This window comes from Vreelandella gomseomensis (genome assembly GCF_031451645.1).
Classification (GTDB): domain Bacteria; phylum Pseudomonadota; class Gammaproteobacteria; order Pseudomonadales; family Halomonadaceae; genus Vreelandella; species Vreelandella gomseomensis.
This window is the reverse complement of record NZ_JARWAI010000012.1, coordinates 85,966-109,878: the sequence shown is the minus strand read 5'-3', so window position 1 is coordinate 109,878 and position 23,913 is coordinate 85,966. Positions and strand designations below refer to the sequence as shown.

The 23,913-nt window shown below is 61.1% G+C and carries 20 protein-coding genes; 11 read left to right on the top strand and 9 right to left on the bottom strand.

Annotated elements, in window-relative coordinates:
* Positions 1–8 precede the first annotated feature (8 nt).
* Positions 9–551, top strand: a complete 543-nt coding sequence (locus QC815_RS15090; RefSeq protein WP_230445866.1) for a YgjV family protein — start codon at positions 9–11, stop codon at positions 549–551.
* A 61-nt stretch (positions 552–612) separates the two neighbouring features.
* Positions 613–879, top strand: a complete 267-nt coding sequence (locus QC815_RS15085; RefSeq protein WP_230445867.1) for a DksA/TraR family C4-type zinc finger protein — start codon at positions 613–615, stop codon at positions 877–879.
* 8 nt (positions 880–887) lie between these two features.
* Here the strand turns inward: QC815_RS15085 and QC815_RS15080 are convergent, their stop codons facing one another.
* On the bottom strand, positions 888–1,172 hold the full coding sequence (locus QC815_RS15080) for a YrhK family protein (protein WP_230445868.1): 285 nt from the start codon (positions 1,170–1,172) through the stop codon (positions 888–890).
* Positions 1,173–1,412: 240 nt separating this feature from the next.
* Here QC815_RS15080 and QC815_RS15075 point away from each other — a divergent pair, with 240 nt between their 5' ends.
* Positions 1,413–2,660, top strand: a complete 1,248-nt coding sequence (locus tag QC815_RS15075; protein WP_230445869.1) for a GGDEF domain-containing protein — start codon at positions 1,413–1,415, stop codon at positions 2,658–2,660.
* A gap of 46 nt (positions 2,661–2,706) precedes the next feature.
* On the opposite strand, the gene recQ is transcribed toward QC815_RS15075, so the two are convergent.
* The 6 genes from recQ to QC815_RS15045 form a co-directional block, all read right to left on the bottom strand.
* Positions 2,707–4,545, bottom strand: a complete 1,839-nt coding sequence (gene recQ, locus QC815_RS15070) for a DNA helicase RecQ (RefSeq protein ID WP_310540704.1) — start codon at positions 4,543–4,545, stop codon at positions 2,707–2,709.
* 62 nt (positions 4,546–4,607) lie between these two features.
* Positions 4,608–5,450, bottom strand: a complete 843-nt coding sequence (locus tag QC815_RS15065; protein ID WP_310540702.1) for a carbohydrate ABC transporter permease — start codon at positions 5,448–5,450, stop codon at positions 4,608–4,610.
* Positions 5,447–6,331, bottom strand: a complete 885-nt coding sequence (locus tag QC815_RS15060) for a carbohydrate ABC transporter permease (protein WP_230445872.1) — start codon at positions 6,329–6,331, stop codon at positions 5,447–5,449. Before QC815_RS15060 ends, QC815_RS15065 begins: the two co-directional genes overlap by 4 nt.
* A gap of 77 nt (positions 6,332–6,408) precedes the next feature.
* A complete protein-coding gene (locus QC815_RS15055; RefSeq protein WP_310540700.1) occupies positions 6,409–7,692 on the bottom strand; it encodes an ABC transporter substrate-binding protein in 1,284 nt (427 codons plus the stop codon).
* Positions 7,693–7,702: 10 nt separating this feature from the next.
* Positions 7,703–8,860 carry an ABC transporter ATP-binding protein gene (locus QC815_RS15050; RefSeq protein ID WP_230445874.1) on the bottom strand — a complete coding sequence of 386 codons (1,158 nt, stop codon included), beginning with the start codon at positions 8,858–8,860 and terminating at the stop codon, positions 7,703–7,705.
* A gap of 111 nt (positions 8,861–8,971) precedes the next feature.
* Positions 8,972–10,390 (bottom strand): sigma-54 interaction domain-containing protein, encoded by a 1,419-nt coding sequence (locus QC815_RS15045; RefSeq protein ID WP_230445875.1) that lies wholly within the window; start codon positions 10,388–10,390, stop codon positions 8,972–8,974.
* Between the two features lie 204 nt (positions 10,391–10,594).
* Here QC815_RS15045 and speB point away from each other — a divergent pair, with 204 nt between their 5' ends.
* From speB to QC815_RS15015, 6 genes are all read left to right on the top strand, one after another.
* Positions 10,595–11,545 carry an agmatinase gene (gene speB, locus QC815_RS15040; RefSeq protein ID WP_310540696.1) on the top strand — a complete coding sequence of 317 codons (951 nt, stop codon included), beginning with the start codon at positions 10,595–10,597 and terminating at the stop codon, positions 11,543–11,545.
* 132 nt (positions 11,546–11,677) lie between these two features.
* Positions 11,678–13,057: a YjiH family protein gene (locus tag QC815_RS15035; protein ID WP_310540694.1), complete on the top strand. Its 1,380-nt coding sequence runs from the start codon at positions 11,678–11,680 to the stop codon at positions 13,055–13,057.
* A 10-nt stretch (positions 13,058–13,067) separates the two neighbouring features.
* Complete coding sequence (locus QC815_RS15030) at positions 13,068–14,738, top strand: 5-guanidino-2-oxopentanoate decarboxylase (protein ID WP_310540692.1); 1,671 nt, start codon at positions 13,068–13,070, stop codon at positions 14,736–14,738.
* Entirely contained in the window at positions 14,728–16,038 is a 1,311-nt protein-coding gene (locus QC815_RS15025; protein ID WP_310540690.1) for a purine-cytosine permease family protein, read from the top strand. The genes QC815_RS15030 and QC815_RS15025 overlap by 11 nt, the downstream gene beginning before the upstream one ends.
* Positions 16,035–16,769, top strand: a complete 735-nt coding sequence (locus tag QC815_RS15020) for an MBL fold metallo-hydrolase (RefSeq protein WP_310540688.1) — start codon at positions 16,035–16,037, stop codon at positions 16,767–16,769. The genes QC815_RS15025 and QC815_RS15020 overlap by 4 nt, the downstream gene beginning before the upstream one ends.
* A 13-nt stretch (positions 16,770–16,782) precedes the next feature.
* A complete protein-coding gene (locus tag QC815_RS15015; RefSeq protein ID WP_310540686.1) occupies positions 16,783–18,255 on the top strand; it encodes an aldehyde dehydrogenase family protein in 1,473 nt (490 codons plus the stop codon).
* Between the two features lie 44 nt (positions 18,256–18,299).
* Here QC815_RS15015 and QC815_RS15010 read toward each other — a convergent pair whose 3' ends face one another.
* A complete protein-coding gene (locus tag QC815_RS15010; protein WP_310540684.1) occupies positions 18,300–19,724 on the bottom strand; it encodes an FAD-binding oxidoreductase in 1,425 nt (474 codons plus the stop codon).
* 9 nt (positions 19,725–19,733) lie between these two features.
* Positions 19,734–20,924: a fumarylacetoacetate hydrolase family protein gene (locus tag QC815_RS15005; RefSeq protein ID WP_310540681.1), complete on the bottom strand. Its 1,191-nt coding sequence runs from the start codon at positions 20,922–20,924 to the stop codon at positions 19,734–19,736.
* A gap of 227 nt (positions 20,925–21,151) precedes the next feature.
* Here QC815_RS15005 and QC815_RS15000 point away from each other — a divergent pair, with 227 nt between their 5' ends.
* Complete coding sequence (locus QC815_RS15000; RefSeq protein WP_230445883.1) at positions 21,152–22,954, top strand: IlvD/Edd family dehydratase; 1,803 nt, start codon at positions 21,152–21,154, stop codon at positions 22,952–22,954.
* Positions 22,955–23,899, top strand: a complete 945-nt coding sequence (locus QC815_RS14995; RefSeq protein ID WP_310540680.1) for a DMT family transporter — start codon at positions 22,955–22,957, stop codon at positions 23,897–23,899.
* Positions 23,900–23,913 lie beyond the last annotated feature (14 nt).

Genomic DNA, 23,913 nt, shown 5'->3' with positions numbered 1-23,913 from the left:
CCGCCGTTATGCTTGATACATTCAGCCACAGCACCCTGGCCGGTCAGTTCTTTGGCCTGGTTGCCCTGGTGATTTGCCTGGTGGCGTTTGCAAGCAAGCACGATGATCGACTGCTGGTGCTGTTGATCTCGGCCAATGTGGCCTTTGCGCTGCAGTTTGTGTTCTTCGCGAGCTGGACCGCCGCTGCGCTGACGGTGCTGGTGATCGTACGCATCGTGCTGGCTCGGCGCTTTCTGGGCAGCAAGCCGGTCATGGCGGGAGTACTGGCGGTCAGCGGTATCGCGGCATGGCTCACCTGGCAGAGCTGGATCGACGTCTTGCCCCTGACGGCCATGGTGCTGGGCACGCTGGGCATGTTCCTGCTGCGCGGCATTGCCATGCGCGTCTTCCTGGGGCTGGCGGCCCTGGCGTGGATGCTCAACAACCTGCTGATCGGCACGATTGGCGGCACGCTTGCCGAAGCCCTGATCGTGATCACCAATATCATTACCATCATTCGGCTGGCGCGCGCCAAGCGCAAATACCCCGAGGTGTTCGAGGACGTCGAGTAACACGACCCGTCCGCCTAGCTGCTATGCTGAAAGAGGTTTCACCTTAGCGAGGAGCGCGATCATGGCCGGAGGATGGGCAAAAGACGGCGCTGAACAAGCACAGATAGATAGCACCCTGGAAGACGCGGTGCAGCGCGCCCGTAGCCAATTGCCCCGGGGCGAAAGCCTGGACACCTGCGAAGAATGTGGCGAGCCGATCCCCGAGCCTCGCCGCAAGGCGATTCCCGGGGTTCGGCTGTGCGTGGACTGCCAGGCGGCCGTGGACAAGACGCAGTCAAGCGTCAGCGGCTATAACCGTCGAGGTAGCAAGGATAGCCAGCTGCGCTGAGCGGCCTGCTAGGCATCGTGATTGGTGTCCGGCAGCCGCTTGAAGTAGATATAACGATGCAGGCGAATCGCCGGGCGTAACAACAGCTGTACGCTACCAATCACGAAGAGCCACACGCCCAGCGTTTTGAGGCTGCCTTCGTAGAAAAAGCAGATGCTGCCGATGGTGAACCAGACCCCCAGCATGAAATCATTCAGAATGCTCAGCGCTTCATAGCGTTGGTGCACCACCAGTTCACGGTGTCCCAGCGTGAACGTCCAATCGCGTGTCTCGGGATCCTGCTCGCGCTGCATGCCGGTTCTCCTTATCCGATAGTGGCTGCTTGACCGAGTGAAGTGAGGGCGACCGCCTTCACTAGAACGTCAAAGCCTTGCTCACACAAAAGTGTGATCTTTCGTTTAATCAGCAACGACGTATTCATCATAACTTGATGCTATCGTGGCATTACAAGGCCGTCTTCAAAGTACAGCATTATGCCCACGAATGTGGCACTTAGGCGATGGGTGAGCTGGTTGAGCCATAGGGGTGGGAGCATGGTGAATGACGTATTGCTCAAAGACGTCGAAGACGCGCTTGGCAGAGGCCCCTGGCGGTTGCGCTTTGCCGGTCACATAGAAACGCAGTTCGAGGCGGATACGCAGCGGCAGCGCAGCCGTAACATGGTGGCGGCCGGTCTGATATCGGCGTTCATCTATAACCTCTTTCTAATCAATGATTTCAGCTTTCGCCCCGATGCGTTCACCATGGCGGTAGCGTTGCGGGCAGGGGTGATGTTGCCCGTCGGGCTGGCCATCCTTTGGCAGGTGCATCGCGGGGTGTCGCCACCGGCGCGCGAATTCCTGATGGCCTGTACGGTGGTGTGTGCCACGGTGATCTCCTGCGTGATTCTAGCCTCGTCCACCGCGTTCTACTCCTATCTGGACGTGTTCTCTTTCGGGCTCATCCTGGTGGTGGGCAATATCGTGTATTCGCTGCGTTTCCGCTACGCGCTGGCGTCTTCGGTGCTCAGTATTGTGATCGCCTCGGCGTTTGTGGTGACCTACGACCCGATGCCGACAGACGCCAAGCGGCTGGCTATTTTTACCCTCCTCGCCAATGCGGTTTTCACGCTGGTGGCCAACTACCGTCTCGAACGTAGTGAGCGACTTTCATATCTGCACGTACTGCGGGAAAAGCTGCGCGCCGGCCATTACCTAAAAGACAACGAAGTGCTATCCCAGCTGTCGCTGACCGACCCGCTGACGAACCTTGCCAACCGTCGACAGTTCGACGCTGAACTTGCCACACGCTGGCGCGAGGCTGTTGAGAAAGATGCCTGGATCGGACTGATGGTGATCGATATCGACCACTTCAAGGCCTATAACGATCACTACGGGCATCCCCAGGGCGACGACTGTTTGCGCCAGGTAGCCAGGGCCATGCAGCTGAATAGCCGCACCGCCGACCTGGTGGTGCGGTTTGGCGGCGAGGAATTCGTGGTGCTCATGGCAGAGGCGTCGCCGGAGGCCGCCGATCTGGAGGCCGAACGCATCCGTCGCAGCGTCGAAGCCCTGGAGATACCCAATGCCGGCCTCTCGCCCCGGGCGGTCGTCACCGTCAGCGTGGGCGTGGCGGTGCTGCCTCCGGCGGACAGCATGACCGCTGAGGATATACTTTGTCACGCCGATCAGGCGCTTTACCAAGCCAAGCGCCGGGGCCGCAATCGTGTCTGGGTGGCTAATCCGGATGACGTGCCCATCGGCGATGACCCTGCTGGTAACGTAGGTAGATCAGCCCGGTAGCGCCTATCAGCAATGCTATGGTGCTAATGCCTGAGGGCGAGCTGGTTCAGCCGCTTTGTTCGGTTGCCTGATGCGCCAGGATGACGTCCAGAAAACCCTCGCCGTAGTCCGCCAGCTTGCGTGCGCCGATGCCTGAGATCGCGCCCATGGCATCCAGGCTCTGGGGCTTCTGCTCGACCATGTCAGCCAGGGTGGCGTCGTGGAAGATCACATAGGCAGGTACGCCCTGGGTCTCGGCCAGTTCCCGGCGGTGCTGGCGCAGAGCCTCCCACAGCGGGCCGTGGCCCTGGGGGGCTGAGGCGCCTTTGCTGCCCCGTCGAGCGGTTTTGGCTTTGCTGGGTTTGTTGCTTGGCTTGCGCAGCGTTAGATTCTGCTCGCCGCGCAGCACCGGTTTGGCATTGGCGGTGAGCTTGATGCCGCCGTGCCCCTCCATATCCACGCTTAAAAAGCCGCTGGCAATCAACTGGCGAAAGAGCGCTTTCCATTCGCTGGCCGCGAGGTCTTTACCAATGCCGAAGGTGCTTAGGCGGTCGTGGCCAAAGCGGGTGATCCGCTCGTTATGTTTACCGAGTAACACATCCACCAGATAGGTCACGCCGAAGCGCTGTTCGGTGCGGTAGACGCAGGAGAGCGCCTTTTGCGCCGCCACGGTGGCTTCCCAGGTCTCGGGTGGGGTCAGGCAGTTATCGCAGTTGCCGCAGGGGGCGTCCAGGTGATCGCCAAAATAGTGCAACAGCGCCTGGCGACGGCAGCTGATGATTTCACACAGCCCCAGCATGGCGTCGAGCTTCTGCTGTTCGATGCGCTTTTGATGGTCGGCGGCGCTGGAGTCCTGCTGCATCTGGCGCAGGGTGATCACATCCTGAAGTCCATAGGCCATCCAGGCATCGGCGGGCAGGCCGTCACGCCCGGCGCGGCCGGTCTCCTGGTAGTAGGCTTCGATGCTCTTGGGCAGGTTAAGGTGGGCCACAAAACGCACGTCCGGCTTGTCGATGCCCATGCCAAAGGCGATGGTGGCCACGACGACCACACCCTCTTCACGTAGAAAGCGGGTCTGGTGGTGCTGGCGCTGCTCCGGGGGAAGCCCCGCGTGGTAGGGCAGTGCCGTCAGCCCCTGGCGCTCCAGCCAGGCGGCGGTCTCCTCCACTTTGCGCCGGGAAAGGCAGTAGACGATACCCGCCTCGCCGTCGTGGTGCTCGCGAATAAAGCGCAGCAGCTGTTCCTTGGCGTTACCCTGATTCTCGGCGATATGGTAGCGAATGTTGGGCCGGTCAAAGCCGCTGTTGTAAAGCGCTGCCTCCTGGAGCTGCAGATGCTCCATGATATCGCCCCGGGTGGGCACATCGGCAGTGGCGGTCAGGGCGATGCGCGGCACCTGGGGAAAACGCTGATGAAGCTGGGAAAGCTGGCGATACTCCGGACGAAAATCGTGGCCCCACTGGGAGACGCAGTGGGCTTCATCAATGGCGAACAGCGCAATCCGGGTCTGTTCCAGCAGCATCTGCATTCGCGCCGTGGCCAGCCGCTCGGGCGCGACATACAAAAGATCCAGTTCTCCCGAGCGCAGGCGGTTCTCTACTTCGACTGCCTCGTGATAATCAAGGCTGGAGTTCAGGTAAGCCGCCCTGACCCCGTTCTGCTCAAGCGCCGCCACCTGATCCTGCATCAGCGCGATCAGCGGCGAGACCACAATGGCAGTGCCTTCGCGCAGCAGTGCAGGGATCTGATAGCACAGCGACTTGCCGCCGCCAGTGGGCATCAGCACCAGCGCATCGCCACCGGCGATCACATGCCTAATGATGGCCTGCTGCGGGCCGCGAAAGCTGTCGTAGCCAAATACCTCCTGCAGCACCTTTAGGGCTTCCGGGTGGGTGTCGCCGTGCATCAATGCGCTCCTTGTCTCGTGCCTGAGGGAGAATTGTCGCACGAAAATTCAAGGAAGTTTGCCTAGCGAATCCCCGCCCGTAAAAACGACTGCACGAACTGGCGCTGGAACAGCAGGAAAGCGACCAGCAGTGGAGCAATGCTTAGCAGCGTGGCGGCGCTGACGGTGGCCCAATTGACCCCGGTTTCCGGTGCCGAGAAGACCCCCAGGCCGACGGTCAACGGACGGCTCTCTACCGAGTTGGTCACCACCAGCGGCCACAGGAAGTTGTTCCAGTGGTGGCTGATGGACACCAGGCCGTAGGCAAGGTAGGTGGGCTTGGCCAGCGGTACATAGACTTTCCACAAAATTTCCAGCCAGTTGCAGCCTTCGATACGCGCGGCGTCCTCAAGCTCCCGGGGGATGGTCTTGAACGTCTGGCGCAGCAGGAAAATCCCAAAGGCGCTGGCCACGTAGGGCAGGCCGATCCCGGTGATGGTGTCGATCAATCCCAGCCCGCTGGCGATGCGGTAGTTCTCGACGATCAGTACTTCGGGGAACACAAACAGCTGAATCAGCACCAGCATGAACAACACATTCTTACCGGGTACGGGAAAACGTGCGAAGGCAAACGCCGCCAGGGTGCAGACCACAAACTGGGCGAACACCACGCCGGTCACCAGCGCGAAGGTATTCAGGTAGTAGCGGGCGAAGGGCGCCTGCGTCCAGGCATCGGCAAAGTTTTCCAGCGTTAGCGGGGCGAAGAGCTCAAAATTCACCATGAATTCGCTGGGGTGAAAGGCGGCCCAGAACGCATACAGCAGCGGAAAGACCCATATAACCGCCAGCAGCCATGCAGCCACCATTTCAAGCGACGGAACGGAGACGTAACGAGAGTGGGGCGCAGTGGTTGTTGTGGTGTTCATTGATAGTGCGTCCTGCGATCAAGAATCGTGAACTTAAGCGTGGCCACCACGGCCAGCACCAGCAGAATGACCACCGTGATGGTCGCCGCTGTGGTGCGGTCGAAGAACGAGAAGGCATTTTCGTAGACGTAATAAAGCAGCAGGTTGGTGGCGTTGTTGGGCCCGCCTTTGGTCAGGATAAACAGGTGATCCACCACGCGTACCGCGTTGATCAGCGCATTGATCAATACAAAGAGTGTGGTGGGCATCAGCAGCGGAAAGGTAACCCGCCAGAAGAAGCTCCAGCGGCCAGTCCCTTCAAGGTCGGAGGCTTCCTTGAGTTCCGGTGGAATACTCTGCAGCGCGGCCAGGTAGAAAATCATGAAAAAGCCTGCTTCCTTCCACACCGACATGACAATCACCGAGCCGAGGGCGACGCTTGGGTCGCCGAGCCAGTTAACGCCGGAAAATCCCAATGTTTCCAGCAGGCTATTGAACAGGCCGATCTGGGGCGCGTAGAAAAACATCCAGATATTGGCGGCGGCGATCATGGGCAGGATGGTCGGTGTGAAATACGCCATGCGCACGAAGCCGCGACCCGGCAGCTTGCCGTTGACGAACAGCGCCATGCCCAGCGCCAGGGCGATGGAGGTAGGAATGGTGCCCAGCGCATAGAGCAGGTTATTACGCGCTACCTGCCAGAAGGTTGGGTCGTCGAACAGCACCTGATAGTTCTCGACTCCGACAAACGCCGCGGGCTCGCCGCGAAAGCCGGGAAGAAAAAGACTGTTGATGACGGTCATGATGGTAGGCAAGTAGGCAAAGGCAGCCAGGAGTACGGCAGCGGGCAGTAACAGCAGCGCGCCGTACAGCTGTAATTTACCGTGGGCGGTTAGGGTCATGGCGGATCACCGCGAGTCGGAAAAGCCGGGGCGCACCCCGGCGAACATGGAAGCGTTCTGTTTTCTTCTAATGCGCCTTAGCGGGCGTAGCGGCGTAGCACTGCTTCGGCTTCCTGCTGCGCCTGGGTAAGGGCTTCTTCAGGGCTCATCTGTCCGGTCAGGGCGGCTTGCACGGCGTTGTCCAGGGCGCGGCGCACGCGGCCACCCTGGTAAGTGGAGAGCTCCGCCGTGCTGTGCTCCAGCTGATCCCGGGCGACGGCGGCGGGGGCGAAGTCTTTAACATAATCGCGCAGCGCCTCGGTCTCGTAGGCAGCGGGGCTGACGCCCATGTAGCCGGTCTCGATCGACCAGGCAGCGGCGCGTTCAGGGGCGGTCATCCAGCGGATGAAGGTCATGGCCGCGCGCTGTTCTTCTTCCGTCGTATCCTTGAAGACGTAGAAGTTGCCACCGCCGGTGGGGCTGCCGCGCTGGGTTTTCATGGGCAGCATGGCGACGCCGAAATCAAAATCGGCGTCGCTACGCACGGCGCTCAGGTTGCCGGTGGTGTGCCACATCATCGCGGTGGACTCTTCGATAAAGTTCTGGCGCAGCGTGCCCCATTCAATGGTGTCGTCAGGCATGGCATCGTGCTCATCGGCCAGCGATACCCAGTATTCAAGCGCTTCAATGGCGGCAGGGTCATCAAAATAGACCTCGGTACCGTCTTCGCTCATCAGCCGGTGGCCGTTCTGGAAGGCGAAGGCCTGGAACATCCAATAGGGATAACCGGTGGAGGGCACCATGACGCCCCACTGTTCGCCATCGGAAGCCTCGCGCACGGTGGCGGCCATTTCGGCCATCTGTTCCCAGTTTTCGGGGGGCGTCTCAGGGTCGAGTCCGGCGGCTTCAAAGGCGTCCTTGTTCCAGAACAGCACGATGGTGGAGCGCTGGAAGGGAATGCCGTAGGTCTTGCCGTCCAGTCGGCCGTTTTCCATCAGGCCGGGGTAGAAGCTGTTGAGCCATTCGCGTTCTGCGTCGCTTTCGACAAGGTCGTCGAAGGCCACAATGGCATCTTGCTCCAGCAGTTCGTAGAGGTCGATGGAGAACATCACCGACAACTGCGGCGTATCACCCGCTTCCATCGCCGACATCGCCCTCACGCGGGTGTCGTCGTAGTTGCCGGCGTAGATGGCTTCCACGTCGATATCAGGATGCTCATTTTCGAAATCTGCTACCAAGTCGTCGACCACATCGGTTAACGCACCGCCGACGGCGACCGGGTAGTACATGGTCAATTCGACCGGGTCGTTGGCGGCGACCTGACCGGCGCTGAGCAGGCCAGCGGTTAGGGCAGAAAGAGCAAAGGGGATACGGGCACGCATGGGGAACACCTCAACGTTGGGATTGGAGCTGGGAGTGGCGGGTTTCGTCTTGCGATGAACCGATGGGTAACTCGCTTTCCGGCGGAGCAGTGGGCATTAGTGAGTAAGCGGTCAGGTCGTCACGACGCAGGCCGTCCTCGGCGAAGAGGTGCGCGGCGGACGCAGGCCAGCCGATCCGGCAGTGCTGGCCGGTAATCGCATGGCGGCCGCGCAGTCGGATCCGCAGGGTATGGTCGCCGACCGCCAGGTGGGCGATGGTATCGGCGCCCAGATATTCGTCGCTCAGCACCTTTGCCGGTACCCCGGAGGCTGATGCAGGGCGTAGCTCGATATCTTCCGGGCGGATGCCCAACTGACCGTTGGCGGCTTCCAGCGGGGCTACCGTTGTGTCGGGTTCGCTTTCAATCACGGCACCATGTTCGCCTGGCACAAGCGGCAGCAGGTTCATGGCCGGGCTGCCGATAAAGCTGGCGGCGAAGGCGCTGGCCGGGCGGTTGTAAAGCTCGTCAGGGGTGCCGTCCTGCACGATCTTGCCGTGCTGCATCAGAATCACACGGTCGCCCATGCTCATGGCCTCGACCTGGTCATGGGTGACGTAGATCACCGTCATGTTCAGACGGCTTTGCAACGCCTTGATTTCCCTGCGCATATCGCTGCGCAGCCGGGCATCAAGGTTGGATAGCGGCTCGTCCATCAGGCAGATCGGATGTTCGGAGATCACCGAGCGCGCCAGCGCCACGCGCTGGCGCTGGCCACCGGAAAGCTGGGCCGGTTTGCGGTTCAGATAGTCGGTGAGGTCAACGAGTTCGGCGACCTTGGCCAGCCGCTCGCGCTGCTCGGCCTTGGGCACCTTGCGGCTGCGCAGACCAAACACGATGTTGTCAGCCACGCTCAGGTGCGGGAATAGTGCGTAGGACTGAAACACCATGCTCAGCCCACGATCCCCAGGCGGCAACCGGGTAACGTCGCGATCACCGATATGAATACGCCCGTCGCTGGCCTCTTCAAGGCCAGCAATCATGCGCAATGTGGTCGATTTTCCACAGCCCGACGGCCCCAGCAAAATGACGAATTGCCCGGGCGTGACATCGAAGGAAATACGATCGACAGCGGGTATCGCGTCCCAACGTTTGGTAACGCGTTCCAGGCGGATACGCGATTGGTCCATAACACTCATCACCGGCTGTTGGTTGTTATTGATCCAGCTTGTGTTGAAGGTGTTGCAATTGCGTGACACTTACATGGATGGGGTATTACGTTCGCTGTGTCAAGCGATAAATCATTTGGCGACTTTGATGCCGTAGCGGTGCAGCCGCCGGACGACGCTTGACTGGCTGATGCCCAGCCGTTCGGCGATGGCGTAGGTGCTGGGCAGCGAGGTGCTTAGCTGCAATAGCGTTTCGCGTTCCAGCCGTTCGAGATACTGCTTGAGGCTTTCCTGAGGGGCTATCGGTAAGCTTGCCGGTGATGAGTGAACGCTCGGCATGCTGGCGGCGTCCTGTTCGGCGTGGGGCTGAAAGGCGGGCGCTTCGATCTGGTCGGTGGGGCTCGAGAGCCAGGCTCTTTCCAGCCAGTTTTCCAGCTCGCGCACGTTACCGGGCCATTCGCTGCCCATCAGCGTCGACCATACCTGGTTGCCCAGAATCTTATGTCGCCCGTAGCGCTGGTTTAGCCGCTCCAGGCAGGCATCGACCAGGTCGGGAATGTCTTCGCGTCGATCCCTCAACGGCGGTAACGTGATGGGAATCACGTTCAAACGGTAATAAAGATCCAGACGAAACCGGCCGGCTTCCACCTGTTTGCCGAGATCCTGATTGGTGGCGACCACCAGGCGGAAATCGACGCGACGCGCGCGCGTATCGCCCAGGCGGGTCAGGCTGCCATCCTGGATCACCTTGAGCAGTTTGGTTTGCATCAACAGCGGCAGCTCGCCGACTTCATCCAGAAACAGCGTGCCCCCTTCGGCCTGCTCCAACAGCCCCGCCTTGCCCTGCCGCGCGGCACCGCTGAAAGCGCCGGGCTGGTAGCCAAACATCTCGGACTCAAACAGATTTTCGGGGATCGCCCCACAGTTGACGTCGATAAAGGGGCCGTCACAGCGCTGGCTCCAGCGGTGTAGCTGCTTGGCAAAGGCGGTTTTCCCCACCCCTGACTCCCCGAGCATCAGTACGTTGGCGTCCGAGGGCGCGACGCGCTTGAGCAGCAAGGCAACCTCGCGCATCACATGGCTTCTTACCCGAAGATCATCCAGTGCGTCGTCCAGTGCCTGTTCCTCGGCATCCGGCGCTGCCTGGCTGCGCTTCAGGTGGTCGCTGAAGCGTTTCTGCAGCAGCGCATATTCGTCCTGAAGCAGTTGTAGGTCGGTTAAGTCCCGTGACCGGCTGATGATGCGCTCAAGCTTGCCTTCCACAAAGACAGGATAGGCCTCGGCAATCACCCGACGACCCGTTCCAGTCACCTGCATCAGCTGGGCCGGGCGGCGGGTGCGCATCACCTCCAGGGTGATCGACGGCCTGAGAACGCCCACCTGCTGAAGCTGCTGAACGGTGCTGGACAGCAGCTCTTCACGGGAAACGCCATAAACGGCCTCGGCACCGGGGCTGACATCCAGCACCCGGCCGTCGCCTCCGACGATGAAAAAGTGGTCGTTGGCGGTTTCCACAATGGTTTCCAGTACGCGCCTGTCTATTTCGCTCATGGCCTGTCACCCATCGCCAGCGGCGTTCGGTCAGTGATTCATAAGTGAATTGCTGATTCATTTATGAATTGATTGCGGGGTTTTTTGAGTCATTTTTGCATCAAATGGCCGGCGCGACCACTGATTTATCGGCATCGGCGACTTGGCATGGTCTATGCAACACCGTTACGAGACGAGTAAGAAAACAAATCCAAGGAGATGACGATGTCGCAGTTTAACCAGCCGCTGGGCGGCAACTCCATGCCGCGCTTTGCCGGCCCCGCGACCATGATGCGCCTGCCCACCCAGGATACCGCCGAGGGCCTGGATGCGGCCTTTATCGGCATTCCCATGGATATTGGCACGTCAAACCGCCCGGGCACACGCCTTGGGCCGCGCCAGATCCGCGATGAGTCGCGCATGCTGCGCCCCTATAACATGGCGACCCGCGCCGCGCCCTTCGAAAGCCTGCAGGTGGCGGACATTGGCGATGTCCCCATCAATACGTTTCATCTGCCAAAAAGCGTCGACATCATTACCGCGTTTTACGACGAGGTGCTCAAGCATGACTGTATTCCGCTATCGCTCGGCGGCGAACATACGCTCACTCTGCCGATACTGCGGTCCATCGCCAAGAAACATGGCCCGGTAGGGCTGATCCACGTCGATGCCCACGCCGATGTGAACGAGCACATGTTTGGCGAGCCGATTGCCCATGGCACGCCGTTTCGTCGTGCCCAGGAAGAGGGGCTGCTGGCCGCCAACAAGGTTGTGCAGATAGGCCTGCGGGGGACGGGATACGCCGCGGAAGATTTCGACTGGTGTCGTGAGCAGGGCTTTCGTGTCGTTCAGGCGGAGGATTGCTGGTACCGCTCGCTGGCGCCGTTGATGAAGGAAGTGCGCGAGCAGATGGGCGATATCCCGGTGTACATCAGCTTTGATATCGACGCCCTGGATCCCTCGGTTGCCCCCGGTACGGGCACGGTGGAAATGGGCGGCCTGACGTCTTCCCAGGGCCTGGAAATCGTTCGTGGTGCGGCAGGCCTGAACATTGTCGGCGGCGATCTGGTGGAAGTGTCGCCACCCTACGACCCCAGCGGCAACACCGCGCTAATGGGGGCCACGTTGTTGTATGAAATGCTCTGTGTACTGCCGGGCGTGAAACGCGGCAGTTAATCAGATGATGGCATTACAAAGCGCCGGTGTAACAAGGCGCGATCCATAAATAGACAAGGTAAGAAGCGGTGCTGGCCGCCGCTTCAGAAATCGCCAGCTCACCTCCAATAAACCTTCAATACAGGTGAACCCATGTCCTCGCATGTGCAGCTAGACGAGCCAAGCGCCGATGAGCCGATCCAACGGCGTCATCTCATCAAATTCTTAATTCCCTCCTTGATCGGGGTGCTGTTGTTCTTGGTGCCCTTTCAAGTGGGCGACACCATTAACATCGGCATGGGCCTGATGGCCGATGGATTGCAAACCCTGCTGGGTGCGGCCTTGCCTGCGATCGCTACGGTGGTTTTGTGCTTCTCGGTCGTGGCCACGCTTTATGCCAAGCTGGCCAACCCCCGGTGGGCAGAGTCGGGCGTGCTGTATGAAATGTTTCACGTCGGGCCGGTATGGTTGGGTATGCGCATTCTGGGCGCACTGTTTGCCTTGATGACGTTTTTTCAGGTGGGCCCCGAATTCGTCACCGCATCGTTTACCGGTGGGGTGATGCTCAACGACCTGGCGCCGGTGCTGCTGACCTTCTTCTTTTTTGCCGCGCTGCTACTGCCGTTTCTGGTGGAATTCGGCTTTATGGAGTTTATCGGCAGCCTGGTGCGCAAGCCGTTCCGGGTGATCTTTAATCTGCCGGGACGCAGCGCCATCGATGCCACCGCGTCGTGGATGGGGTCGGGTACCGTCGGCGTACTGATTACCACGCAACAGTATGAGCAGGGCTACTATAACGGCCGCGAAGCCTCGGTGATTGCCTCCAACTTTTCGGTGGTCTCGATTGCCTTTGCGCTGCTCGTGACCAGCTTTGTGGATATTAACCACCTGTTTGTGCAGTTTTATTTCACGGTGGTCGTGGCGGGGTTGATAGCCGCGGTGATCGTGCCGCGTTTGCCGCCACTGTCGCGCAAAGCCAATGACTACTATGAGCCGGTAGGGTGCCAGATCAGCGAAAAACCCACCGCTAAAATAGGTCTGTTGCGTTACAGCTTGCTGCAAGCCACGCGTCGCGCCGCCGGTGCGCCGGGGCCAAGGGAGCTGGCAAAGCTGGCGCTGCTGAACGTCATGGATATTTTCCTCGCCCTGCTGCCACTGGTGTTTGCCATTGGCACGGTCGCGCTGATTCTCGCCGAATTTACCCCGCTATTTACATGGCTTTCCTATCCCATGGTCCCGGTGCTGGAGCTGCTGCGAATTCCCGAGGCGGAAGCGGCAGCGCCCGCGACGCTGGTGGGCTTTGCCGACATGTTTCTGCCGGCGGTACTGGCGACCAATATCGAAAGCGAGCTCACCCGCTTTGTGATTGCCTGCCTGTCGCTCACTCAGTTGATCTATATGTCGGAAATCGGCGCGCTGCTGCTCAAGTCGAAGATCCCGATCAAGCTCTGGGAACTGGTGGCGATCTTCCTGCTGCGGACCGCCATTACGCTGCCGATCATTGCCTTTATGGCCCATACGTTTTTCTTCTAAGGGGCCTGCAATGAACACTAGCGTAACGAGCAATCAATCCACCTATCCAGCACCCCTGACCTGTGCCGAGCTGCTGATCCGTTTGCTGCGCGATACCTACGGTGTCAGCACACTGTTCGGCATTCCCGGCGTGCATACCGTGGAGCTGTATCGCGGGCTGGAAGGCAGCGATGTACAGCATGTCACACCGCGCCATGAGCAGGGGGCGGGGTTTATGGCCGACGGCTATGCCCGGGCCAGCGGCCAGCCGGGGGTGTGCCTGATTATCACCGGGCCAGGAATGACCAATATGGCCACCGCCATGGGCCAAGCCCTGGCGGACTCGATCCCCATGCTGGTGATCTCCAGCGTGAACCGTCGCGATACCCTGGGTATGGGCCAAGGGCGGCTCCACGAGCTGCCCAGCCAGCAGCAGATGATCAGCGGCGTTGCGCGGTTCAGCCATACGCTGCTGGACGCCAATACGCTACCCGAGGTGCTGGCCCGCGCCTTTGCCGTGTTCAACGGCGCGCGGCCGGGCCCGGTGCACATCGAAATCCCCATCGACCTGTTTAATGCGCCGGTAAATGAACCGGCCAGTTGGCAGGCACCTACGCTCTATCGTGCTGCTCCCGACCCGGAAGGGCTTGCCGAAGCCGCCCGTTTGTTGCATGCAGCGAAGCAACCCTTGGTACTGTTGGGCGGTGGCTGCGTGGCAGCGCCAGAGGCGGCGCGAGCACTGGTAGAACAGCTGGATGCGCCCACGGTCACGACCATCAATGCCAAAGGCCTGCTGGGCCGTGACCATCCGCTGGATCTGGGTGCTAACGCCGCGCTACCCGCGGTGCGTGAACTGGCGGTCAATGCGGATGTGGTTCTGGCCGTCGGCACCGAGCTTGGCGAGACCGACTACGACGTTGTGTTTGATGGTGGCTTTCATCTCAGTGGCACGCTGATTCGTATTGATCTCGACCCAGAGCAGCTGGTGCGCAACCAGCGCGTAACGTTGGGACTGGTGGGCGATGCCGGGCGTAGCCTTGAACTGCTGCTTAAGCACTTCCCCGAGCCACTAAACCGCCACGGCAAGGCGCGAACCGCGTCCGCATTGAGGGCGCTAAACCTTCACAACGACCCGGCCTTCAGCGACTTTGTGCCGCTGTATGCAACGCTTGCCGAGCATCTGCCCGAGGCCATTCTGGTGGGCGACTCCACCGCGCCGGTGTATGCCGGTAACCACCTGGTCAGCCAGCCCGCGCCCAGGCGTTACTTCAATGCCTCGACGGGTTACGGCACCTTGGGTTATGGGCTGCCGGCGGCGCTGGGCGCACAGCTGGCGCGAGCGGATCTACCGGTGGTAGCGCTGGTAGGCGATGGAGGAGTGATGTTTACGCTCTCGGAAATCGCCACCGCCGTAGAAGCGCGTCTGCCGGTGGTGATTGTGCTCTGGCACAACGCCGGTTTTGAGGAGATTCGCCGCTATATGGATGCCAACGGTGTGGCGCGCCTGGGCGTGGATATTCAGGCGCCCAACTTCCTCACCCTAGCCGAAAGCTTTGGCTGCCCTGGCGCCTTGGTGGAAAGCCCCGCCGAACTCGCCAGCGCGCTCGCCAACCGCGAAGCGACCGGACCAGTACTGATCGAAATTGATGCCGCTGCCTGGCAGAAAAGCCTGATATCAACAGGAGATAACAATGAAGAATAATCAAGTGCTCGGCCAGGACACCCTGTCTGCCGACGACGTTGAACACAGCCTTGGGCTGCCGGGAACCTTTGCCCTGTGGCTCGGCGCCAACGTGGTGGTCACCACCATCCTGACCGGCATGTTTTTAGTCCCTGACCTGACCTTCCAACATGCCATGCTGCTGATCTTGATTGGTTCGGCGATCGGCATCATCCCGCTGGTATTGATCGGGGTGATGGGCCAGCAAACCGGCATGACCACCATGGTGCTGGCGCGGGGCACCTTTGGTAGAAAAGGCGCTAATTTCCCCGCCTGGGTGAATCTATTGGCGCTGATAGCGTGGAGCTGGATCCAGGCGCTGCTCGCCGGCATGAGTCTGGACTACGCCGTGGAAAGCCTGACCGGTTACTCCAATGTCGCGCTCTTCACGGTTATCTGTGAATCCCTGGTGGTGCTGATTGCCCTGCGTGGTCACCTGGGGATCGAGAAAGTCGAGAAGATAGCGGCCTTGCTGATGTTAGGGCTCTCGGCGGTGGTGCTGTTCGCGCTCAATCGCCATTATGACCTGCCGAGCATCACCCAGTTGGAGCCCGAAGGCGTTCTGGGTGGCGGCGTGGTGTTCGATATCGTGGTCGCGACGGCGTTTTCCTGGATTCCATTGGCGGCGGATTACAACCGCCACTGCCGCTCGCTAAAAGCCGCTGTGGTGGGCACTTGGGGCGGCTACGTGGTGGCAACGCTGGTAGCGATGGGGCTGGGCGCCACGGTATCAGCGCTGTCGATCAGCGTGGGTATGGCGCCAACCTACGACCCGACGACCCTGCTTAGCGGCTTCGGTTTCGGCCTGCCCGCCGCTCTGGTGATTTTCTTCTCGGTACTGACCACCAACGTGATGTGCGTCTATAGCGCCACGCTTTCGTTCATGAGCGTGCGCCCGAAGGTGCCGTTCTGGAAACCGGCGTTGATTATTGGCGTCATGTCCGTGATCGGTGCGCTCATCCCCGGCATTCTCGATCAGTTCCAGACCTTTCTACTAATCATTGGCAGCGTCTTTATTCCCGCCTTTTCACTGATGATCGTCGATTACTACCTGCTGGGCCGCCAGCGCTATACCTCGGCACAGCTGATCCAGGCGGAACATAGCCTTCCCGCCTTCAACTGGCTGGCGCTGGGCAGTTACGCGGTCGGGGCGTTACTGGCTTACTACTGGAACTGGGTCGCACCGCTTGATTTTGGCGCGTCGCTGCCGGTTTTCGTGATTACCGGTGCGCTCTATTTTGTGGTCAGCAAGGTTGCCCTCGCCAAGCGGGTGCCCGCATGAGCCTTGAGCGCATCAATGCACAGCAGTGGTACCGTACCGCCCCCAAGGCGGACGGTATCACCCTGATCGACGAGCCGTGGATCAAGCCGTTTTATCGCTGCAATATCTGGCATGTCCAGGGCAGCAAGCGGGGCATGGTCGTGGACTTTGGCCTGGGCGCGGTGCCGCTACGTCAGCACGTAGCGCAACTTGCCGAGCGTGACCTGCTGGCGGTGGCCAGCCACACGCACTTTGACCATATCGGCGCCGCCCACGAGTTTGGCTGTTGCCATGTGCATGCCGCTGAGGCGGACATCCTGGCCTCACCCGACAACACGCGCACCCTGGCCGACCAGTTTCTCAGCGATGACATGTTTGAGGCGCTCCCTGCCAAGCCTTATTCGCACAGCCGCTACCGCATCACGGCACCGCAGCAGGTGTGCCCGCTGGCGGATGGCGAAATACTGGACTTGGGGAACCGGCAGTGGGAGGTGATCCATACGCCGGGCCACTCCCCCGGCGGCATCGCCCTGTGGGAGGCGGCCACCCAGACGCTGATCTCGGGCGATCTGATTTACGATGGCCCGCTTATTGAAGACCTCTGGCACAGCGATCTTAGCGACTACGCTGCCAGCATGCGGCGGCTGCGCAAGCTGCCCGTCCGCACCGTCCACGGCGGCCATTTCCCCAGCTTTAGCGGCCAGCATCTCACAACGCTCATCGATGATTGGCTTCGCCAACACGACCTCTAAAGGAGCCTCGACAATGCCCATGACCTCCCAGACCGATTACCCTTCGGTTGTTGACCACCAATTCATCAACAACCAATGGGTGCCCTCGGCGAGCACCCGCCTGCTCGACGTGATGAACCCCTACCGCGAAGAGCGGATTGCCCAGGTTACGGCAGGTGACGCCGCGGATGTCGACGCCGCCGTCAACGCCGCAAAGCTGGCGCAGCCCGTCTGGCAGGCGCTGGGCGGAACCGCACGGGCAAAATACCTTGACGGGTTTGCCGATGCACTGGAAGCCCGTCGGGAAGCGCTCATGGCGCTTTCGGCCACCAACAACGGTAAGCCGCTGGCAGAAGCGGGGATCGATCTTGACGACGCCATTGCCTGCTATCGCTACTACGCCGGGCAGGCCAGGGCGCTGGATGCCCGCCAGGGCGAGTTGGTCAGCGTGGAAATGGAGGGTGTTGAAGCCCGCTGTTACCACGACCCTGTCGGCGTGGTAGGGCTGATTGCCCCGTGGAACTTCCCGCTGGTGACCAGCGCCTGGAAGCTGGCCCCCGCGTTGGCCGCGGGCTGTACCGCCGTGCTCAAACCGTCGGAAGTCACGCCGCTCCCCGAGCGGGTGCAGGCAGAGATTGCCCTTGAGATCGGTCTGCCTGCGGGCGTGCTGAATCTTCTCAATGGCGACGGCGAAGGCATCGGCGCGCCGCTAACCCGCCATCCCGGTGTGGATAAAGTCTCCTTTACGGGCAGTAATCAGGTGGGCGAAGCGGTGATGAAAGCCGCAGCCAACCGCTCTGCTAACGTATCGCTGGAACTGGGCGGTAAATCCCCCATTTTAGTGATGGAAGACGCCGACCCCGCTCAGGCCGCCGACTGGGTGATGGCGGGTATCTACTTCAACGCCGGGCAAATCTGTTCCGCGACCTCGCGTTTATTGGTGCACGAAGATATAGCGGAAGCACTCTACGCTGCCCTTGCCGAATGTATGGATGCGCTGACATTGGGCGACCCGCTGGCGGAAGGCATCGACTTAGGCCCGATGACCAGCGCCAAGCAGCGCGACGCGGTTCAGGGCTATCTGAATCTGGCCGAACAGGAAGGCCTGAAGGCAGTACGCGACGGGCGGCACCGCACGCTGCCAGCGAAGGGCTACTTCCTGGCGCCAACCCTCTACCGCGATGTGCCGGTGGATAGTTGCCTGTGGAAAGAAGAAATTTTTGGCCCTGTACTCTGTGCACGTAGCGTGGCAAACGAAGCTGAAGCCATCCAACTTGCCAACGACAGCGACTACGGCCTGGCGGCCACCGTCATCAGCGGCGACCCCGAGCGCGCCAAACGCATCGGCCGCAAGCTCAAAGCCGGTAGCATCTGGTACAACAGCGAGCAGTTGGTGCTCCCCGAAACCGGCTGGGGCGGCTTCAAGCGCAGCGGCATCGGCCGCGAACTCGGCCCCTGGGGGCTCAGTGCGTACCTGGAAGTGAAGCATGTGGTGGGGCCTGCCTAGCTCTTACCTAAAGTGCCCGCTGACAATGTCAGGCGGGCCGCTTGCTAGTCACCTGCCGGCAAAATCCTGCCTGGGTTCATCAATCCCTTGGGGTCGAACAAAGTTTTAACGCCCTGGACCAACTCCCGCTCAAGTGGCGATAAGCGCGCCAGATAGGGCGCTTGCTTGGTTCGACCAATGCCGTGTTCGGCGCTGATGCTGCCATGGAAGTCGTCGAGCACGTCAAACAGTCGTTCTTCAAGGTCGTGGAGGTGGGCTTTTTTCTCACTGTCGGCCATGGCCATGGGCGGCAGGATATTGAAGTGCAGGTTGCCGTCGCCGACATGCCCGTAGGCAATGATCTCGCACTCGGGCGAAGCGGCCATCACGGTTTCGCTCGCCTGGGTAACGAAGTCGGGAAGTGCCGAGATGGGCACGGAAATATCGGTGCGCAGGTGCTCACCGCGCCGTCGCTGGCCTTCCAGCATGCTCTCGCGGAACTGCCAGAGCTGGGCGGATTGGGTATCGCTAGATGCCAGGGCGCCATCAAGTACCCACTCCCGCTCCATGCCTTTTTCAAGCAGCTGTTCAAGCATAGCGCTCAGGTCTATCGGGCCTGTGGCGGCGACTTCCATCAACACATACCAGGGATAGGCGCTTTCCAGTGGGTCGCGCAGCTCAGGTGTGGCTTCGATGGCCAGCTCGATGCAGCGGCGGGGGATCAGCTCGAAGGCGGTCAGCAGGTCGCAACAGTCGCGACGCGCCAGACCGTACAGATCGATCACCGCCTGTACCGATGGCAGGCCGAGCAGCGCGGTGCGGTTTTGGGTAAGGCGTGGGGAGAGTTTAAGCACCGCGCCGGTGACGATACCCAGCGTGCCCTCGCTACCCAGAAACAGCTGTTGAAGGTCGTAACCGCGGTTGTCCTTATGTAGGGCGTCAAGGCCTTCCCAGACGCGGCCGTCGGGGAGTACCACTTCAAGCCCGAGCACCAGCTCGCGCATCATGCCGTAACGCAGCACGTTAAGGCCGCCGGCATTGGTGGCGATATTGCCACCAATCTGACAGCTGCCCTGGGCGCCCAGTGAGAGCGGGAAGTCGCAGTCATGTTCCGCGGCGGCAAGTTTGACGTTCTCAAGAATGCAGCCTGCGTCTACGGTGATGGTGAAGTTGACCGGGTCAATGGCGCGCACGCTATTCAAACGCTCAAGGCTGATCACCAGCTCCTGGCCGCTTGCGGCAGGCAGGGCGCCTGCCACCAGGCCGCTATGGCCGCCCTGGGGCGTCATGGCGATGTCCTGTTCATAGCAGCGTTTTGCGACCTCGGCGACGTCCGCAGTAGTTGCCGGGCGGGCCACCGCCAGAGGCATACCCAGCGAATCCCCCGCCCAGTCGCTTGTGTAGCGCGCCATGGCCTCGGGCTCACGGACTAACCCGCGCTCGCCGAGCAGGTGGGTCAGGTCATTGAGAAGGGTAGTGGTGTCTGTCATCGGGTGACCTCAGGGGAAGCGCCGCTGGAGGTGGCGCATCAGTTCGCGAATACCGTAGGTCCATGGCGGTAATTGATCGCTTCTGCCCACCGGGTTGACCAGCGCGCCGAGCGCTGGCGTCGCAATGATGACGCGGTCACCCAGGTGGTGGGTGAAGCCTTGACCTTCGCCGTCACGATCCTGAATCGGCGAAAACATGGTGCCCAGGAACAGCATGAAGCCATCGGGGTATTGGTGATGGTCGCCGATGGTCTGGTTGACCAGGTCCAACGGGTCGCGGCTGATTTCGCGCATATCGCTCTCGCCCTGGAGCAGGAAGTCGTCATCCTCACCCTCAATGCGCAGTGATACCTGGCAGCTGCGCACGCTGTCGATATCGAAGTGGTCATCGAACAGCCGAATGAAGGGGCCCATGGAGCAGGAGGCGTTGTTGTCTTTTGCCTTGCCGAGCAGCAGGGCGCTACGCCCTTCCACGTCGCGCAGGTTGACGTCGTTGCCCAGGGTGGCGCCGCGCACCTGACCACGGCTGTCCACCGCCAGGACAATTTCCGGCTCGGGGTTATTCCACTGCGAGGACGGGTGCAGGCCCACCGGGGTGCCGAAGCCTACCGATGAGAGCGGCTGGGCCTTGGTAAATACCTCCGCATCCGGGCCGATCCCGACTTCCATGTACTGAGACCAGCCGCCGCGCGCCTGCAGGGCTTTTTTAAGCGACATCGCCTCGTCAGAGCCCGGCTTTATCTTGGAAAGATCTTTGCCGATTAGCGCCTGCAAGTCGTCGCGCAGCTCGGCCGCCCGGGCCGAATCGCCGCCTGCCTGCTCCTCGATGACCCGTTCCAGCAGGCTGACGGCAAAGGTAACGCCGCAGGCTTTAACGGCCTGCACATCGCAAGGGGCCAGCAGGTAGGGCGCTGGGTGCTTGGGGTGCTGGGAGTTTGCCAGCAGCGTTTCGATGCTGCCCAGCGTGGGGCCTTCCGCCCGACGCACGACATCCTGGGCGTCGTCGCGCTCCAGCAGGTCTGCCATGGTGGGGCCAAACGCGGTAATGTCGATGACCTGGCCGTTTTTCACCGTCACCAGCGACGGCCCCGTCGCATCTTGCCAAACGCGGCCGACAAGCAAGGCGTTATCTGGTTCAGGAAGAAGAGCGTGGTGGGGAAGCGCGTCCGTCGAGGATAGAGGTTGCGTGGGGGGGTTCATAGCATTTGCGCTCTCGCCAGGTGCCGGTCGGCGAGAAGGTGAAAGCACCTTCCCGGCGGGGCTCGGCGTGGTTTATGTAAAGTGTCGGCACCCTAGCCGTTCGCTAAATGTCTAACGCTTTGCAAGTATGTTCAACATATACTTTTGTATGTGTCGACGACGCGATCAAGACAGCGTACCTTCGTGGTAATTTTCTTTTAACCGTGTTTTAAGGGTGGAGCGACACCATGGCCAAGTTCAGGCGAATAGCGCCAGACCAGCTGCGATCACGCTACTGGTTCGATAACCCCGACCACCCGGGCACCACGGCGCTGTGCATCGAGCGCTACCTTAATTACGGGATCACGCTGGATGAGCTGACCAGCGGCAAGCCGATTATCGGCATCTGCCAGTCGGGCTCCGACTTGACCCCCTGCAACCGCCACCACATCGACTTGGTCATGCGTGTAAAAGACGGTATTCGTGCGGCGGGCGGCGTGCCCTTTGAATTCCCCATGCACCCGATTCACGAGAACGTGCGGCGTCCTACCGCCGCGCTGGATCGTAATCTCGCGTATCTAGGCATCGTTGAAGTGCTGCACGGCTATCCGTTGGATGGCGTGGTACTCACCACCGGCTGCGACAAGACCACCCCCGCCGCGCTAATGGCGGCGGCAACGGTGAATATTCCTGCCATCGTGCTGTCCGGCGGGCCGATGCTCAACGGCTGGCGCGGCGCCGAGCGGGTAGGCTCGGGCACCATCATCTGGGAGCTGCGCAAGCGCCTGGCGGCGGGAGATATCGACTACGCGGAGTTTCTCTCCCGCGCCAGCGATTCTGCGCCGTCGATTGGTCACTGCAATACCATGGGCACGGCGTCCACAATGAACTCCATGGCCGAAGTGCTGGGCATGAGCCTGCCGGGTTCAGCGGTGATACCCGCGCCCTATAAAGAGCGCGCGATGGTGGCTTTTGATACCGGCACGCGGATTGTCGATATGGTCTGGGAAGACCTGCGCCCGCTGGATATCCTGACCCGGGAGGCGTTTGAGAACGCCATTGTGGCGTGCTCGGCCTTGGGTGGTTCCTCCAACGCGCCGGTACATATCAATGCGATTGCCCGCCATGCGGGCATTGAGCTGGATAACGACGACTGGCAGCGGCTGGGCCATGAAATCCCGCTGCTGGCCAACGTCATGCCGGCGGGGGCCTTCCTGTGCGAAGAGTTCTACCGTGCTGGAGGCGTGCCCGCGATTCTCCACGAGCTACAAACAGCGGGTAAGCTGCACGGCGATGCGCTGACGGTCAATGGCCGCTCGATGGGCGAGAATGTACAGGGCCGTGAAATCCAGGACGTCGATGTGATCTGTCGTTACAGCGATCCATTGGTGAACCACGCGGGCTTTCTCAATCTCAAGGGCAACCTGTTCGACTCGGCGCTGATGAAAACCAGCGTGATCTCCCGGGACTTCCGCGAGCGCTTCCTGAATGACCCCAACGACCCGGACGCCTTTGAAGGCAAAGTGGTGGTATTCGATGGTTCGGAGGATTATCACGCACGTATCGACGACCCGGCATTGAGCATCGACGCGCGCACCATTCTGGTAATGCGCGGGGCCGGGCCGGTAGGCCACCCTGGCGGTGCCGAAGTGGTCAATATGCAACCCCCGGAGGCGCTGATCAAGCAGGGCATCGAGTCGCTGCCATGCCTGGGCGATGGCCGTCAGTCGGGTACTTCCGGCTCGCCGTCGATTCTTAATGCCTCCCCGGAAGCCGCCACCGGTGGCGGCTTGGCGCTGTTGGAAAGTGGCGACTGGCTACGCGTTGACCTCAAGCGTGGCGAGGTGCAGCTTCTGATCGAAACGAGTGAGCTGGAAGCGCGCCGCGAGCGGTTTGCCCAGCAGGGCGGCTACCGCTACCCCGGCCACCAGACGCCCTGGCAGGAGATCCAGCGCAGTATGGTCGAGCCACTGGATCGCGGCATGACCCTGGCGCCCGCCGTCAAGTACCGCAATGTGGCCCGCCAGCATCCGCCCAGGGATAACCATTAAATGAGTCGATGGCACGCCTTGTCGCATCGTCAGCAGGGGCTGCTGTTGACCGCCGGCGGCGCGCTGATCATGGCGCCGGATGCCCTGTTGATCAAGGTGGCCGATCTGCCCGATGCGGAAATCCTGATGTGGCGTGGTTATCTATCCGGCTTGGGTTTTCTGCTCATCGCCCTGCTGCGCTATGGACGCGGCACCCTGGCGGCCTATCGTCGCTGCGGCTGGACGGGCATCGCCGTGGCGCTGCTGTTCAGCCTGACCACCTGTGGTTTCGTGCTGGGCAATCAGTACACCAAGGCAGGCAACGTGTTGATGATACTCGCCAGCTCACCGCTGATCGCTGCCGTGCTCTCCTGGATCATCCTCAAGGAGCGTTTGCCCAGGCGCACCTGGCTGGCGATCTGTCTGTGTATGGCGGGCATTGCGATGATCGCGCTAGACGATGCAGGCGAAGGCTCCTGGTTGGGTAACGCCTTTGCCTTGATGGCGGCGACCACACTGGCGATTAATTTTACCCTCTGCCGTACGCGCCCCGGCGTGGATATGAGCCCCATGCTGGTGTTTAACGGCCTGGTGGTGGGCAGCGTCGCCGGGCTTTTCTGGCTGGCGGGGAGCGAGCCGTCCCTGCCCGCCATCAATCAGCTTGCCGTGGTGGTGGTGCTCTGCCTGATCATCGTGCCCTGTGGCGTGACGCTGCTGCAGCGTGGGCCGCTATACCTGCCGTCCGCTGAGGTGGGGCTGCTGATACTGCTGGAAGTGGTGGTGGGCACGCTGCTGGCCTGGTGGATTCTTGGTGAACAGCCCGCGCCCGTGGCCTTGCTGGGCGGTGGCCTGGTGCTGGGCACGCTGCTGGCCAAGGGGCTTTATGAACGGCGCCTGGAGCTGCGGCAGCGGGCACTGCTCGGCGCGCCGCCGCCGGTAACAGTAGACCGGTCAAATACGTTATGATTGACAGGAATCGA

Coding starts and splice junctions, on each gene's coding strand:
- QC815_RS15090 (WP_230445866.1), top strand. CDS start 9: ATGCTTGATACATTCAGCCACAGCACCCTGGCCGGTCAGTTCTTTGGC.
- QC815_RS15085 (WP_230445867.1), top strand. CDS start 613: ATGGCCGGAGGATGGGCAAAAGACGGCGCTGAACAAGCACAGATAGAT.
- QC815_RS15080 (WP_230445868.1), bottom strand. CDS start 1,172: ATGCAGCGCGAGCAGGATCCCGAGACACGCGATTGGACGTTCACGCTG.
- QC815_RS15075 (WP_230445869.1), top strand. CDS start 1,413: ATGGTGAATGACGTATTGCTCAAAGACGTCGAAGACGCGCTTGGCAGA.
- recQ (WP_310540704.1), bottom strand. CDS start 4,545: ATGCACGGCGACACCCACCCGGAAGCCCTAAAGGTGCTGCAGGAGGTA.
- QC815_RS15065 (WP_310540702.1), bottom strand. CDS start 5,450: ATGAACACCACAACAACCACTGCGCCCCACTCTCGTTACGTCTCCGTT.
- QC815_RS15060 (WP_230445872.1), bottom strand. CDS start 6,331: ATGACCCTAACCGCCCACGGTAAATTACAGCTGTACGGCGCGCTGCTG.
- QC815_RS15055 (WP_310540700.1), bottom strand. CDS start 7,692: ATGCGTGCCCGTATCCCCTTTGCTCTTTCTGCCCTAACCGCTGGCCTG.
- QC815_RS15050 (WP_230445874.1), bottom strand. CDS start 8,860: ATGGACCAATCGCGTATCCGCCTGGAACGCGTTACCAAACGTTGGGAC.
- QC815_RS15045 (WP_230445875.1), bottom strand. CDS start 10,390: ATGAGCGAAATAGACAGGCGCGTACTGGAAACCATTGTGGAAACCGCC.
- speB (WP_310540696.1), top strand. CDS start 10,595: ATGTCGCAGTTTAACCAGCCGCTGGGCGGCAACTCCATGCCGCGCTTT.
- QC815_RS15035 (WP_310540694.1), top strand. CDS start 11,678: ATGTCCTCGCATGTGCAGCTAGACGAGCCAAGCGCCGATGAGCCGATC.
- QC815_RS15030 (WP_310540692.1), top strand. CDS start 13,068: ATGAACACTAGCGTAACGAGCAATCAATCCACCTATCCAGCACCCCTG.
- QC815_RS15025 (WP_310540690.1), top strand. CDS start 14,728: ATGAAGAATAATCAAGTGCTCGGCCAGGACACCCTGTCTGCCGACGAC.
- QC815_RS15020 (WP_310540688.1), top strand. CDS start 16,035: ATGAGCCTTGAGCGCATCAATGCACAGCAGTGGTACCGTACCGCCCCC.
- QC815_RS15015 (WP_310540686.1), top strand. CDS start 16,783: ATGCCCATGACCTCCCAGACCGATTACCCTTCGGTTGTTGACCACCAA.
- QC815_RS15010 (WP_310540684.1), bottom strand. CDS start 19,724: ATGACAGACACCACTACCCTTCTCAATGACCTGACCCACCTGCTCGGC.
- QC815_RS15005 (WP_310540681.1), bottom strand. CDS start 20,924: ATGAACCCCCCCACGCAACCTCTATCCTCGACGGACGCGCTTCCCCAC.
- QC815_RS15000 (WP_230445883.1), top strand. CDS start 21,152: ATGGCCAAGTTCAGGCGAATAGCGCCAGACCAGCTGCGATCACGCTAC.
- QC815_RS14995 (WP_310540680.1), top strand. CDS start 22,955: ATGAGTCGATGGCACGCCTTGTCGCATCGTCAGCAGGGGCTGCTGTTG.